This window comes from uncultured Tateyamaria sp. (genome assembly GCF_947496075.1).
Lineage (GTDB): Bacteria > Pseudomonadota > Alphaproteobacteria > Rhodobacterales > Rhodobacteraceae > Tateyamaria.
This window is the reverse complement of the sequence record NZ_CANMBJ010000005.1, coordinates 25,446-39,440: the sequence shown is the minus strand read 5'-3', so window position 1 is coordinate 39,440 and position 13,995 is coordinate 25,446. Positions and strand designations below refer to the sequence as shown.

Annotated in this window: 11 protein-coding genes; 10 read left to right on the top strand and 1 reads right to left on the bottom strand. The window is 61.5% G+C overall.

Translation table 11 applies throughout. The annotated features are described in order from the left end of the window. Positions 1-7 precede the first annotated feature (7 nt). The 10 genes from Q1A51_RS17245 (at position 8) to Q1A51_RS17200 (ending at position 12,177) form a co-directional block, all read left to right on the top strand. On the top strand, positions 8-1,789 hold the full coding sequence (locus Q1A51_RS17245) for an FAD-dependent monooxygenase (protein ID WP_299604152.1): 1,782 nt from the start codon (positions 8-10) through the stop codon (positions 1,787-1,789). Continuing rightward, on the top strand, positions 1,786-2,661 hold the full coding sequence (locus Q1A51_RS17240) for an intradiol ring-cleavage dioxygenase (protein ID WP_299604149.1): 876 nt from the start codon (positions 1,786-1,788) through the stop codon (positions 2,659-2,661). The genes Q1A51_RS17245 and Q1A51_RS17240 overlap by 4 nt, the downstream gene beginning before the upstream one ends. 218 nt (positions 2,662-2,879) lie before the next feature. Next, positions 2,880-3,992 (top strand): S-(hydroxymethyl)glutathione dehydrogenase/class III alcohol dehydrogenase, encoded by a 1,113-nt coding sequence (locus tag Q1A51_RS17235; RefSeq protein WP_299604850.1) that lies wholly within the window; start codon positions 2,880-2,882, stop codon positions 3,990-3,992. Between the two features lie 14 nt (positions 3,993-4,006). Then, the gene (locus Q1A51_RS17230) at positions 4,007-4,822 is read left to right on the top strand and encodes a hypothetical protein (protein WP_299604147.1); all 816 of its coding nucleotides are present in this window, start codon (positions 4,007-4,009) and stop codon (positions 4,820-4,822) included. Positions 4,823-4,925: 103 nt separating this feature from the next. Next, entirely contained in the window at positions 4,926-5,384 is a 459-nt protein-coding gene (locus tag Q1A51_RS17225) for a (2Fe-2S)-binding protein (RefSeq protein ID WP_299604145.1), read from the top strand. Positions 5,385-5,386: 2 nt separating this feature from the next. Then, positions 5,387-7,624 (top strand): molybdopterin cofactor-binding domain-containing protein, encoded by a 2,238-nt coding sequence (locus Q1A51_RS17220; RefSeq protein ID WP_299604143.1) that lies wholly within the window; start codon positions 5,387-5,389, stop codon positions 7,622-7,624. A gap of 118 nt (positions 7,625-7,742) precedes the next feature. Next, positions 7,743-8,450: a GntR family transcriptional regulator gene (locus tag Q1A51_RS17215; RefSeq protein WP_299604141.1), complete on the top strand. Its 708-nt coding sequence runs from the start codon at positions 7,743-7,745 to the stop codon at positions 8,448-8,450. Beyond that, on the top strand, positions 8,447-9,364 hold the full coding sequence (locus Q1A51_RS17210) for a dihydrodipicolinate synthase family protein (RefSeq protein ID WP_299604139.1): 918 nt from the start codon (positions 8,447-8,449) through the stop codon (positions 9,362-9,364). The genes Q1A51_RS17215 and Q1A51_RS17210 overlap by 4 nt, the downstream gene beginning before the upstream one ends. A 3-nt stretch (positions 9,365-9,367) precedes the next feature. Next, positions 9,368-10,855, top strand: a complete 1,488-nt coding sequence (locus Q1A51_RS17205) for an aldehyde dehydrogenase (protein WP_299604136.1) — start codon at positions 9,368-9,370, stop codon at positions 10,853-10,855. Then, a complete protein-coding gene (locus Q1A51_RS17200) occupies positions 10,852-12,177 on the top strand; it encodes an FAD-binding oxidoreductase (protein ID WP_299604134.1) in 1,326 nt (441 codons plus the stop codon). Before Q1A51_RS17205 ends, Q1A51_RS17200 begins: the two co-directional genes overlap by 4 nt. Before the next feature lie 97 nt (positions 12,178-12,274). On the opposite strand, the gene Q1A51_RS17195 is transcribed toward Q1A51_RS17200, so the two are convergent. Beyond that, positions 12,275-13,819, bottom strand: coding sequence for a trimethylamine methyltransferase family protein (locus Q1A51_RS17195; protein ID WP_299604131.1), 1,545 nt, complete (start codon positions 13,817-13,819; stop codon positions 12,275-12,277). Positions 13,820-13,995: the final 176 nt, after the last annotated feature.

Genomic DNA, 13,995 nt, shown 5'->3' with positions numbered 1-13,995 from the left:
GGAACACATGGCCGACATCACAACAGACGTCCTGATCATCGGAACAGGCCCCGCCGGGTCCGCCACCGCCGCGCTGCTCTCCAGCTATGGCATCGAGAACATGGTGGTGAACCGCTACCGCTGGCTGGCCAACAGCCCCCGCGCCCACATCACCAACCAGCGCACGATGGAAGTGCTGCGCGATCTGGGCCGAGAGGTCGAGGACGAGGCGTATATGCACGCCACCGAACAGAACCTCATGGGCTCCAACGTCTTCTGCGAAAGCCTCACCGGCGAGGAGTTGGGGCGCATCCAGACATGGGGCACGCACCCGCTCAGCCGCGCCGAACACGACCTGAGTTCACCCAGCAAGATGAATGACCTACCACAAACCTTCATGGAGCCGCTGTTGTTCAAAACCGCCTGCGCGCGCGGGACACAGGCGCGCATGTCCTGCGAATACCAAAGCCACGAGGCGGATGGGGAAGGGGTGACAACAACGCTGCTCGACCGACTGACGAACAAGACCTTTACCGTCCGCTCCAAATACCTGATCGGAGCAGACGGCGGGAACTCCCAGGTCACCGAAAACACCGGCCTGCCGATCAAGGGCAAGATGGGCGTCGCCGGGTCCATCAACCTGCTCTTCAAGGCCGACCTCAGCCAACACGTCGCCCACCGCCCCTCGGTGCTCTACTGGGTGATGCAACCGGGCTCGAATGTGGGTGGCATCGGCATGGGTGTCGTGCGCATGGTCCGTCCCTGGAACGAATGGCTGGCGATCTGGGGCTACGACATCGAAGGTGAACGGCCCGAACTCAACGATGACGAGGCCAAGAAGATCATCCGCGATCTGGTGGGCGATCCCGAGCTTGAGATCGACATGCAAGGCATCAGCTACTGGACGGTGAACGACGCCTACGCCACGCAAATGTCCAAGGGGCGCGTATTCATCATGGGTGACGCCGCGCATCGGCACCCACCTTCGAACGGGCTGGGCTCCAACACCTCGATCCAGGACGCCTTTAACCTCTCGTGGAAACTCGCCGCCGTGCTCAAGGGGCAGGCGGGCGAGGGGCTGCTTGACAGCTACAACACCGAACGCGCGCCCGTGGCGAAACAGATCGTCACCCGCGCCAACCAGTCCATCGGCGAATTTGGCCCCATTTTTGAGGCGCTGGGCTTGATCGGCCACACCGACCCCGACGTGATGCAGGCCAACATGGAAAAACGCTGTGACTCGACGCCCGAGGCCGAGGCCCAACGGGCGGCCCTGCGCGAGGCCATCGCCTTCAAGAAATACGAATTCGATGCCCACGGGGTCGAGATGAACCAGCGCTACCGCTCAGACGCGGTGGTGACGGATGGGCAGATGGAACCGGCCTTCGATCTGGATCACGAGTTGCACTACCAGCCCACAACATGGCCGGGCGCGCGGCTGCCTCATGTCTGGCTTTTTGATCAGCACGGCACCAAGCATTCGACGCTCGATCTGACGCAGGGCGGTTTTGCCCTGATCACCGGCCTCAATGGTCGGGCATGGGCCGACGCCGCGCAAGCCGTTGCGGGTCAGATGGGCATCAACCTGACCACCCATGTCATTGGCCCGCGCCAACCCCTCGTCGATCACACCGGCGACTGGGCCCGCGCCCGCGAAGTGGGCGAGGCGGGCTGCGTCCTCGTCCGCCCTGACCACCACGTCGCGTGGCGTGCCGAGGGCATGATGGACAATCCCCAAGCTGAACTGGAACGGGTGCTCGGCGCGATTCTGGCCCAGAACACACACGCCAAGCAGGAGGCCATGGCATGAGCAACATCCACGACGGATACTTCACCGAAGACAACTCAGCCGAGGTGGTCAACGCCCGCACCACCACCGACAACGCGCGGCTGGCGCAGGTGATGGAGGCGATCGTGCGCCACATGCATGCCTGCGTGAAAGAGATCGAACCAACGGACGAAGAATGGTTCAAGGCCATCATGTTCCTGACCGATACAGGCCACATGTGCACCGACTGGCGGCAGGAGTTCATCCTGCTCAGCGACACGCTTGGCGTCTCAATGCTGGTGGACGCAATCAACAACCGCAAACCGTCCGGCGCGTCCGAATCCACGGTGCTCGGCCCCTTCCACCTGCCTGATGCCCCGGAACTGCCGATGGGCTCGAACATTTGCCTTGATGAAAAAGGTGTGCCGATGCTGGTCAAGGGGCGCATTCTGGATACCGACGGCAACCCCATTGACAAGGTCAAGATCGACGTCTGGCAGGCCAATGACGAAGGGTTCTATGATGTCCAGCAAAAGGGCATCCAGCCCGACTTCAACCTGCGCGGCGTGTTCCGCACAGGCGGCGATGGTACCTATCACTTCAAAGGCGTAAAACCGAAATACTACCCCATTCCCGACGATGGCCCAGTCGGCAAACTGATGGGCGCGCTGGGCCGTCACCCGTATCGGCCTGCGCACCTGCACTACATCCTCGAAGCCGACGGGTTCGAGACGCTGACCACCCACATCTTCGACCCGGATGATCCCTATATCCACTCCGATGCGGTCTTTGGGGTCAAGGAAAGCCTGATGGCGAAATTTGACCTGATCGAAGATGCAGGCAACATTGCCGAGGCAGGTATGGACGGCCCGTACTACGAGGTCGTGCACGACTTCGTTCTGGCGCGCGCCTAGCAACCGTTTTGCCAAAGGGGGCTGTCTGCCCCCTCGGCCTTACGGCCTCACCCCCGAGGATTTTCCAGAAACAGGGAAGAGGATGACGGCCCCGTCTTCCCTGTTTTCAAAAATCCTCCCCGAAGGGCCGGACTGACATTTTCCCAGCCCTTTCCATTGACAGACCGACCTTCCACTGGCTCACATGCCCCAAACACCGAATGGGAGGACAAACCATGATGAGAACCCGCGCCGCTGTCGCAGTTGAGGCTGGCAAACCGCTTGAGATCATGGAGGTGAACCTCGACGGCCCCCGCGCCGGCGAAGTGTTGGTCGAGATCAAGGCGACCGGCCTCTGCCACACCGACGAGTTCACCCGCTCGGGCGCCGACCCTGAAGGCATCTTCCCCGCTATCCTCGGCCACGAAGGCGCAGGCGTCGTCATCGAAGTGGGCGAGGGCGTCACGACGCTTGAAGTCGGCGACCATGTTATCCCGCTCTACACGCCCGAATGCCGCGAGTGCGAGTACTGCCTGAACCCCAAAACCAACCTGTGCCAAAAGGTCCGCGCGACCCAAGGAGCAGGCCTGCTGCCCGATGGCTCGACCCGCTTCTCCATGCTCGATGGCACGCCGATCCACCACTACATGGGCTGCTCCACCTTCGCCAACCACACGGTTGTGCCCGAGATTGCACTGGCCAAGGTCCGCAAGGACGCGCCCTTCGACAAGATCTGCTATATCGGCTGCGGCGTCACCACCGGCATCGGCGCGGTGATCAACACGGCCAAGGTTGAAATCGGCTCCCGCGCCATTGTCTTTGGCCTCGGCGGCATCGGCCTCAATGTGATCCAGGGGCTGAAAATGGCTGGCTGCGACCAGATCGTCGGCGTCGACCTCAACGACAGCAAGGTCGAGATGGCGACGCATTTCGGCATGACCGACTTCGTGAACCCCTCCAAGGTCGACGGTGACATGGTCGCGCACCTGGTCGAACTGACCAACGGTGGGGCGGACTACACCTTCGACGCCACCGGCAACGTGGAGGTGATGCGCACAGCGCTGGAAGCGGCGCACAAGGGCTGGGGTGAATCGATCATCATCGGCGTTGCTCCGGCGGGTGCCGAAATCTCGACCCGCCCGTTCCAACTGGTCACGGGCCGCGTCTGGCGCGGCACCGCCTTTGGCGGGGCGAAGGGGCGCACAGACGTGCCCAAGATCGTGGACTGGTACATGGACGGCAAGATCGAGATCGACCCGATGATCACTCACAAACTCACGCTGGACGAAATCAACCACGGCTTCGACCTGATGCACGAAGGCAAGTCGATCCGCGCCGTCGTCGAGTTTTGACGCCACACAGCTTCGTGGTCCTGCACGACGTCGCCACTGGCGTCGAGCAGGTTGTCCATGAAACGCCCGATCTGATCGAGGCGCCGAACTGGTCTCCTTGCGGGACCTTTTTGGTTTTGAATGGTGGGGGACGGCTGTTTCGCCTGACCCTTGCCGATGGTGCGATCCACTGGATCGACACCGGGCCGCTGAGCGCGCTGAACAACGATCACGGCATTTCGCCCGACGGCAAAACGCTGGCGGTCAGCGAAAGCCCCGCGCGCGGCACATCCTGCATCTATACATTGCCCATCACGGGCGGCACTCCGACCAAGGTGACACCTCTGGTCCCATCATATTTCCATGGCTGGTCGCCAGATGGCACGACGCTGACCTACACGGCGCAGCGCGATGGCCTGTTTCAAATCTTCACCATCCCGGCCAGGGGTGGGAATGAAACCCAGCTGACCTCTGGGCACGGGCACAAGGATGGCCCGGACTATTCAGCGGATGGGCAATGGATCTGGTTCAACTCCGATCACCACGGTGCAACGCCGGATATCTGGCGCATCCGCCCAGACGGCTCGGACTTGCAGCAGATTACGGATGACGCACCGGTCAACTGGTTCCCGCACCCTTCGCCGGATGGGCGCCGCGTGCTATACTTGGCCTATCGAGAAGATGTTGAGGGCCACCCCCGTGGACAGGACGTTGCGCTCAAACTGATGCCGCAGAACGGCGGTGCGGCACGTACCGTTGCTGAATTCCATGGCGGGCAGGGATCCATCAACGTGCCCAACTGGTCGCCCGACGGGGCCGCTTTCGCCTATGTGCGCTATGCGCGTCCATAAATGACTTGGCGTCATATTCACCTCGATTGGCGTGATCTGCAAGTTACTATCGGGCGGCCCTGACATATCTTCTGTATGAAACCGACCCTTTCAGGAGCGCGCGATGAAACTCACGGTCAATGGCACGGAACACGAGGTGGATGTCGAGGATGACATGCCACTGCTTTGGGTTCTGCGGGACGAGCTGAACATAAAGGGCGTCAAATACGGCTGCGGTGTTGCGCAATGCGGGGCCTGTACGGTGCATATCGACGGTGAGGCGGTCCGGTCCTGTCAAACCGCAGCGGCGGATGTCTGGGGTGATGTAACAACGATCGAAGGGCTCGGCACCCCAGACGCCATGCACGCGGTGCAACAGGCGTGGATGGAACATCAGGTGGCCCAATGCGGCTACTGCCAGTCGGGCCAGATGATGCAGGCCGCGTCCCTGCTCGCGCTCAACCCGGCGCCGACAGATGCGGATATCGACGATGCAATGAACGGCAATCTCTGCCGCTGCGGGACTTATTCCCGCATCCGCGCCGCCGTCAAAACCGCCGCCACCAAGCTGCAGGAGGCGTAATCATGGGCCGTATCGGAAAAATCGCGCGTCGTACCTTTCTTGTGGGGTCTGCTGCCGTCGTCGGTGGTGTCGCCTTTGGCTACTACGCCTACAAACGCCCCGTTTCGAACCCGCTCCTGAACGATCTGGCCGAAGGCGAAGCAGCGCTGACACCTTATGTCAAAATCGACAGTGCCGGCATCACGCTCATCACCCCACGCGCGGACAGCGGGCAGGGGGCCTACCACGTGCAGGCCGCCTTGATTGCCGAGGAGCTTGATGTCGAACTTGATCAGGTCAGCGTCGATCCCGGTATGCCTGACCCGGCCTACTACAACACGGCTTTGAGTGCCGAGGCGGCGCCTTTCCGATCCACCGATGATGGGTTTGCTGCTGACACGACACGCGGGATCATGGATGCGATGATGAAGTTCATGGGTATGCAAATCACCGGCGGGTCTACCACCGTTCCCGACAGTTTTGAAAAGCTGCGCCTTGCAGGGGCCGTCGCGCGCGAGACGTTGAAGGCCGCAGCCGCCGAACAGACGGGTGCGGATGTCTCTGACCTCAAAACTGAAAAAGGCGCGGTGATCCTGCCCGGTGGTGGAACGATTGCCTACACGGAACTCGCGGCCACGGCAGCGACCATGGACCCGGTCAACGATGTGACTTTGCGCGATCCCTCCACGTGGCGGCTGGTTGGGAAAGAGATGGAGCGCGTTGACATCCTTGCCAAATCCACGGGCACGCAAGCCTATGGCATCGATTTCGAAATGGACGGGATGGTGCACGCATCCGTTCGTACCAGCCCCCGCGGGGGGATGATGAACGGCTTTGACGCAGAGGCCGCGCGCGAGATGCGGGGCGTCATCGACGTGGTGCAGGTGACGGATGGTGTGGCCGTCGTGGCCGACAACACCTGGCGCGCCATTCAGGCCGTGAACGCGATTGATGTCGATTGGGGACCAGCCCCGTATCCGGCAGAGCAGGCAGAACACTGGCAGACCCTGTCCGACAGCTTCACTTCGGACCATCAGGACAGCCGTTTCCGTGATGACGGAGACGTCGACGCTGCATTGGAAGGGGCCGAGGTGGTCGAGGCCGAGTACCGCGCACCCTACCTTGCCCACGCGCCGTTGGAGCCGATCTCTGCCGTCGTGCAGGTCACGGACGACCGTGCGGATGTGTGGACCGGCACCCAGATCCCACGCTTTGTGCAGACCAATGTGGCGAAGTTGACCGGCTTGGACACGGGTCAGGTCTTTGTCCATGTGCTGATGATGGGCGGCAGCTTTGGTCATCGTCTTGAGGACCGCGTGGTTCGCGAGGCCACTGAAATCGCAATGCAAATGGAGGGTGCGCCCGTTAAGCTGACTTATAGCCGCGAAGAGGACACCGTCCAGAACGACACCCGCCAGATCGCCATGGCCCGCGGGCGGGGCGCGGTGAAGGATGGCAAGGTCGAGGCCTATGATCTGGGCATCGCCATGCCCTCTGTTGTGGCCAGCCAGATGGGGCGGCAGGGTCTGCCTGTCCCGGGCCCCGACCTGCAAATCGTTGCGGGCGCGTGGGAGCAACCCATGCAGATCCCCAACTACCGCGTGACCGGCTACCGCGCGCCTGAACTGGCGCCGGTGTCAAGCTGGCGGTCGGTGGGTGCGTCGACCAACGGGTTCTTCCACGATGTATTCTTGGATGAGCTGATCCATGCTGCGGGTGCCGATCCGATGGAGGAGCGGATACGCTTGTGCTGGCATGATCCGTCTCGCAAGACCTTGGAAGCCGTCGCTGAAATGTCCAATTGGGGCAGTGACTTGGGGCCGAACAAGGGGCGTGGTGTTGCCTTCTGCATGTCCTTTGGTGTCCCCACCGCAGAAGTGGTCGAAGTCACAAACATGGACGGTGCGATCAAGATCGACAAGGTCTGGGTGGCTGCCGAGGTTGGCCGCGTGATCGACCCGATCAACTTTGAAAACATGGTGCAGGGCGGCATTGTCTGGGCCTTGGGTCACACGATGAATTCCGAGATCACCTATGCCGATGGCATGGCGGAGCAGCGGAATTATTATGATTTCGAAGGCATGCGCCTGTCGCAATCGCCGGAGATTTTCGTGCGCGGGCTGGAGAATGGCGACACCGTGCGTGGCATGGGTGAGCCTATGGTTCCGCCGGCTGCTGCGGCGCTGTCCAACGCAATCTTTGCGGCGACCGGGCAGCGGATTCGTGAGATGCCTATGAACAAACATATCGATTTTGTTTGAGCCGCGGGGCGCACCGGTAGGTGCGCCTTACAGATGAAAAGAAGGTTAAAGGCGCAGGTTTACCTGCGCCTTACTTTTTGGATTGTCCCCGCGGGGACAGATTTTGTATACATATTGTATGCAATCTGAGTCGTCGCCTAAATCCAACGCCTATGACGCGCTTGTCGCCGGTATCCTGACACTGGATCTGGCGCCCGGTACCGATCTGGATGAAGCCCGTCTCTGCGCTGAGCACGGCCTGTCCCGCACGCCGATGCGCGAAGTGCTGCGGCAGCTTGCGGGTGAGGGGTATGTCACCCTGCGCCAGAACCGGGGGGCGCAGGTGTCGGAGATGTCCCATGCCTCCCTCCGCGCTTTTTTCATCGCAGCCCCTATGATCTATGCAGCCATCCTGCAGCTCGCAGCCGAGAACCGGACCCCCGCGCAGGTCGTTGAACTGGCCGAAGCGCAGGACATATTCATCCGCGCGCTGCGCAACGGATCGACGGCAGATCGGGCGCTTGCCAATGACCGCTTTCACCGCATCACGGGCGAGATGGCGGACAACCCGTTCCTGTTGCCCAGCTTCAACCGGCTGCTGCTGGATCATGCGCGCATTTCGATGACGTTCTACGCTCCGCGCACCGACGCTGACAAAAACACCATCAAAACCGCTCGCGACCATCACGAACAGATTATCGAGGCAATCGACGCACGCGATGCCGCGCGGGCCGGAGAGCTGGCGCAAGCCCATTGGGCGCTGTCACGCGACCGGATCGCTCAGTTTGTCATGCCCGGCGGCCTTGATCTGCCGCTGGGCCCACCCCCACAGGAGGCGCGCCTATGACGCCCATCATGGAGTTCAACGGGATCTACACCCCCGTTGTCACCCCGTTCAATGCGGATTACTCGCCGGATTTCGGGGCGCTGGATGCGGTGCTCGAAAGTTTGATCGCGGCGGGCGTGCACGGCCTCATTTCGGGCGGATCAACGGGCGAAAACTATGCCATGACCGTTGCCGAACGGCTTGAGGTGGCAGAGCGGACGATCAGGACCGTGGCGGGCCGGGTGCCGCTGATCATGGGTACGGGCGCGATGCTGCCCGCCGACAGCTTGGCGCTCGCAATGGGCGGCAAGGGTATGGGTGCCAATGCGCTGCTGGTGGCCACGCCGCCCTATGCCGTGCCGACCGAGCGGGAAAACGCGCTGGCCGCCCTTGCCATCGACAAGGCCGTCGATCTGCCCATCATGCTTTACAACTATCCGGGACGGATGGGTGTGAGTATGGGTGAGGAATTCCTCGACCGCGTAGGCCGGTCCCGGAATTTCTGTGCGATCAAGGAAAGTTCGAGCGATATCAATCGGGTGCACCTGCTGGCGCGGGATTATCCGCATATCCAGATGTCCTGCGGCATGGATGATCAGGCGCTGGAATTCTTTGCCTGGGGTGCGAAAAGCTGGGTCTGCGGCGGGTCGAACTTCTTGCCCGAAGAACACATCGCGCTGTGGCGCGCTTGCGTGGTCGAAGGGGATTTTGACAAGGGCCGCCGCATCATGTCGGCGATGATGCCGCTGATGCGGGTGCTGGAGCAGGGCGGCAAGTTCGTGCAATGCATCAAATATGGTGTGACGTTCCAGGGCATTGAGACGGGCGCGATCCGGCCGCCGCTCAAGGCGTTGAACAAGGACGACAAGCGGGCGCTGGAACAGGTGATCCGCGTGCTGAAGACCACCATCGCGCAGATCGAGGCGGAGGGATAATCCATGCTGACGACAGAAGAATATAGGGCCATCGCGGCTGACCTGAGCCCGGCCACAAGCGCGTTTATCGACGGTGGGTTTCGGCCCGCTGCGTCCGGCAAGACGTTTGATAGCGTGAACCCTGCGACGGGGGATGTGATTGCGAAAGTGTCGGCCTGCGGGCCGGAAGATGTGGATGTTGCCGTGCTCAAAGCGCGTGAAGCGTTTGACGATGGCCGCTGGTCGCGATTGCACCCAAGCGACCGCAAGGATGTGCTGATCCGGCTTTGCAAGCTGATGACCCGGAACGCCCGCGAACTGGCGGTGCTGGAAAGCGTGGACAGCGGCAAGACCATTTACGACTGCGAGACGGTGGACGTGCCCGAGGCCATTCACTGCATCAAGTGGCATGCGGAAGCCATCGACAAGATTTACGATTCCGTTGCGCCCGCGTCGGATGATCATATTGCGATGGTGGTGCGCGAGCCCGTGGGCGTTGTCGGGTTGGTTTTGCCGTGGAACTTCCCGCTGTTGATGATGGCGTGGAAGATCGGGCCTGCTTTGGCTTCTGGCTGTTCCGTGGTGCTGAAACCTGCCGAGGAGACATCGCTGACTGCTTTGCGGCTCGCGGAGTTGGCCATGGAGGCTGGGGTGCCGCGCGGTGTGTTGAACGTTGTTCCGGGACACGGGCCGGATGTGGGGGAACCCATCGGCCGCCATATGGACATCGACATGGTCAGCTTTACCGGATCGACCGAGACGGGCATGAGATTTCTGACTTACGCTGCGGAGTCCAATGCAAAAGAGGTTGTGTTGGAAATGGGCGGCAAGAACCCCTGTGTCGTCATGGACGATGCCGAGAACCTTGATCGTGTGGCGCAGCACATCGTCAACGGCGCGTTCTGGAACATGGGTGAAAACTGTTCCGCAATCTCTCGCCTGATCGTGCACGAGGATGTGCGAGAGGACCTGCTGGCGCGGATCGAAGCCCATATGCGCCATTTGCCCGTGGGTGATCCGCTGGACCCTGAGACGCGGCAAGGGGCGCTGGTGAGTGGTTCGCATTTTGACAAAGTCTGTGGATATGTGGAAAAAGCCGGGGATATCCTTGTGGGTGGTTCTGTGGATAAACCCTATGTCTCTCCAACCGTTGTCTCAGCGACGTCGGATAATCCACTGGCGCGAGACGAGATTTTTGGCCCGGTCCTGGCGGTGATCCCAGTGGCGTCGTTTGACGAGGCTATGGCGGTTGCCAATGACACGCCCTATGGTTTGTGTGCGTCCCTGTTCACCTCCAACGCCAAGCGCGCCCTGCGCGGGGCACGGATGTTGCGTGCGGGGACCGTGACGGTCAATGCTTATGGAGAGGGTGACATTGCGACACCGTTCGGGGGCATGAAGATGTCGGGCTTTGGTGGGCGCGACAACGGGGTGCAGGCCCATGATCAATACACCCAGATCAAGACCATCTGGGTGGACCTGTCTGATGACGCGGATGAGGCCGTGGAATGAGATATGCCGCGCGCCGCTTGCCGCGGCATCGCGGTCCGGCGGGCTGGGCGGAGATTCTGGGGCCGGGACCTGTTTTCCCCCGGCTTGAGGCGCAGGTGACAGCAGATGTGGCCGTTGTGGGCGCTGGTTTCGCCGGTCTGTCTGCGGCGCGTCGCGTGTTGCAGCACTGGCCGCAGGCGCGGGTTGCTGTGCTGGACGCGTGGCGTGTGGCGGATGGCGCGGCGGGGCGCAATTCCGGTTTCATGATTGATTTGCCGCATGATCTTGCGTCCGAAGATTATGCGGGTGTGGGCGATGATCGCACGCTGACCCGGCTGAACCGCGAGGCCATCGCCTATGCGCGTGATGCGGTGGATGAATACGGGATTTCGGCGGATTACTTCGACCCCGTCGGCAAGGTGAATGGGGCCGCGACAGAGGCGGGGGATGCACACAATCGGAGCTATGCCAAGCACCTTGAGGGGTTGGGAGAGCCCCATGAGTGGTTGGATGCCGCGGCAATGAACGAGTTGACCGGCTCCGCGCATTATCGGTCGGGTCTGTACACGCCGGGCACCGTCATGTTGCAGCCTGCGGGCTACGTGCGTGGGTTGGCAGCCGGTCTGGCCCGCGGGGCGGAGGTGTATGACCGCAGCCCGGTTCTGCGTTTTGAACGTGCGGGGCGGGATTGGGTGCTGCGGGCGCCGAAGGGGTCAGTCACGGCTGAGCGTGTGATCCTTGCCGTGAACGGGCATCTGGAGAGTTTTGGTGTGGCTGAGGGGCGGCTGGTGCAGTTGTTCCTGTTTGCCTCCATGACCGAGGAGTTGGATCCGCAAGCAGTGGGCGGTGCGCCCCGTTGGGGGGTGACGCCGTCCGATCCCATGGGCACAACGGTGCGCCGGATCGATACGGGGCAGGGTGGGCATAGGATCGTCACCCGCAATTGTGCGGCGGTGCGGCCCGGAATGCACCCCACGGACCGCGACATGGGGCGGGCGGCACGCGCGCATGCCCGCGCCTTTGCCGAGCGGTTTCCGCATTTGACAGGTGTGCGTCAGGCCCAGGTGTGGGGTGGGCATTTGTGCATGTCTCTGAACGGTGTAGCCCATGCACGTGAGATCGAGCAGGGGTTGTTCAGTGCTTGTGTGCAGAACGGATTGGGCACGGCGCGGGGCACGTTGACGGGCATCGCCGCGGCGGATCGGTGCTGTGGTCAGCCGTCTGAGATTGCGGATCATTTCGAGGCAGAAGCGGAGCCCAAACGCCTGCCGCCGGAGCCCTTTGCGACCCTTGGCGCGAACGCTTATTTGCGGTGGAAGGAGTGGCGGGCAGGCGGAGAATAGCGTAAAATCAACTTTATGGGGCTCTAACGCACAGATTTTACGATCAAAATATCCAAAAAGAGACAAACCAGCATTTTACTCACAATTCCTTCGCATATCAGTAGTCCTGGTTCAAAGCGTCTGCGGCCGGTATCTCATGCTCCCGTCTTGCGATGTAGTCGTGCAGCGCTTCATCCACGGCTTCATCCAATTTTGGCTCCTCATAGGTTGCCAAAAGGTTGACGGCGTGTGCCAAGGCGCGTTCCGTGATCTCTTTTGATCCTTCGGCCTGCCACTGCTCGATCGAATTGTTGTCGAAGAGGTCCGGCATGAAAAAGGCCGTCTGAAAGTTTTCTTGCGTGTGGGGGTGGCCCAGATAGTGCCCCCCGGGGCCCACATCCGGCACGGCAGCCAGAGCAACCTCGAAGTCATGCCATTTCAGACCCTCGGCCATGCGATAGGCCATGGCGCATTGTTCGGCGTCCACGACGAACTTGGCGACCGAGCAATGCATGCCCGCCTCGTTCCAGCCCGCGGAATGCCAGATGTAGTTGGCCCCCGCATGCATCACGGCGGACAGGGTCGTGGCGCTTTCATACCCGGCCTGTGCGTCGAATGTTTTGGCCCCACCCAGCGTGTTCGAGGTGCGCCACGGCACGCCATAGTACCGGGCCATCTGGCCGATCATGAAGTTCATCATGGAAATCTCGGGCGTGCCGGCCATCGGCGCGCCGGACTTCATCGACACGGTGGACAGGTAGTGGCCATAGATCGCGGGCGCACTGCGCCGGATCACCTGAGTGTAGGCGAGGGCCGAGAGCGCCTCGGCATTCAATTGCGCAACGGATGCGGCGACCGAGACCGGGGTATTGGCCCCGCCCAGCACGAAGGGCGAGCACAGAACAGGTTGATTGCGCTTGGAAAATGCCCTCATGGCGCCAAGCATGGTCTCATCCCAGACAAGGGGTGAGTTGCCATTGCAATTGCCCGTCGTGACCGGGTGATCCTCCATGAATTCCTCGCCAAAGAGGATCGCACACATGTCCATCACATCCTCGGCGTTCTTGGGGCTGGTGGTCATGCCCATGAACGTCTTGTCCGAATGTTTCATGGACGAATAAGTGATGCGCAGGTGGCGGTGACTGATCGGATGATCGTAGGGTTCGACGATATGGTGAGCGGATGAATGCAGGCTGGGCATCATGTGGCTGAGCTTGTGAAACATCGCCAGATCGTCGAGCGTGGGGTTGCGCCGCACGTCCTCAAGATCGCGCAGGAACGGTGCGCCGGTCATGGGCACAAAGATGCTGTGCCGCCCGCCAAGACGCACGTTCTTGTGAGGGTCGCGGGCGTGATAGGTGAAGTCCGACGGGATCGTCGAGATCAGGTCGCGGACAAGGCCACGGTCAAGATAGACGGTTTCGCCCACCACTTTGGCTCCGGCAGCTTTCCAGTCGGCCAGCGCGATGTCATCACGGAACACGACGCCTACGTTTTCGAGGATGTCCATGGAGGCGGCATCGATCCGTTCCACCTTTGACCCATCCATAATCTCGCACCAGGGCAGGGTGTTCCTGAGCCCCGGGAGCATGGTGACATTGGGTGCTGAACGCAGGGCGCGTCGGCTGGCGCGACCACCGGATCGGGTGCGGATCTGTGACATGGCTTGCCTCCCTCTGGGTCTTGGAAGGAGTGAACAGCGCCATGAGGATATGTGTCGGCTCGCATGCGAACCGACTAGCCTGAGAGCGACGTTCTGAAGGGGTCGGTTGTCAGAGGAGTGGTTGTCTCAACGCCTGATGGCGTTGGTTTTAGCGGTTGGAATGCAGGGTACTTCGT

Bases quoted from the DNA above. Each gene is read 5' to 3' on its own strand.
- Q1A51_RS17200 (WP_299604134.1), top strand. From the start codon at position 10,852: ATGAGATATGCCGCGCGCCGCTTGCCGCGGCATCGCGGTCCGGCGGGC.
- Q1A51_RS17235 (WP_299604850.1), top strand. From the start codon at position 2,880: ATGAGAACCCGCGCCGCTGTCGCAGTTGAGGCTGGCAAACCGCTTGAG.
- Q1A51_RS17205 (WP_299604136.1), top strand. From the start codon at position 9,368: ATGCTGACGACAGAAGAATATAGGGCCATCGCGGCTGACCTGAGCCCG.
- Q1A51_RS17225 (WP_299604145.1), top strand. From the start codon at position 4,926: ATGAAACTCACGGTCAATGGCACGGAACACGAGGTGGATGTCGAGGAT.
- Q1A51_RS17215 (WP_299604141.1), top strand. From the start codon at position 7,743: ATGCAATCTGAGTCGTCGCCTAAATCCAACGCCTATGACGCGCTTGTC.
- Q1A51_RS17240 (WP_299604149.1), top strand. From the start codon at position 1,786: ATGAGCAACATCCACGACGGATACTTCACCGAAGACAACTCAGCCGAG.
- Q1A51_RS17210 (WP_299604139.1), top strand. From the start codon at position 8,447: ATGACGCCCATCATGGAGTTCAACGGGATCTACACCCCCGTTGTCACC.
- Q1A51_RS17220 (WP_299604143.1), top strand. From the start codon at position 5,387: ATGGGCCGTATCGGAAAAATCGCGCGTCGTACCTTTCTTGTGGGGTCT.
- Q1A51_RS17195 (WP_299604131.1), bottom strand. From the start codon at position 13,819: ATGTCACAGATCCGCACCCGATCCGGTGGTCGCGCCAGCCGACGCGCC.
- Q1A51_RS17245 (WP_299604152.1), top strand. From the start codon at position 8: ATGGCCGACATCACAACAGACGTCCTGATCATCGGAACAGGCCCCGCC.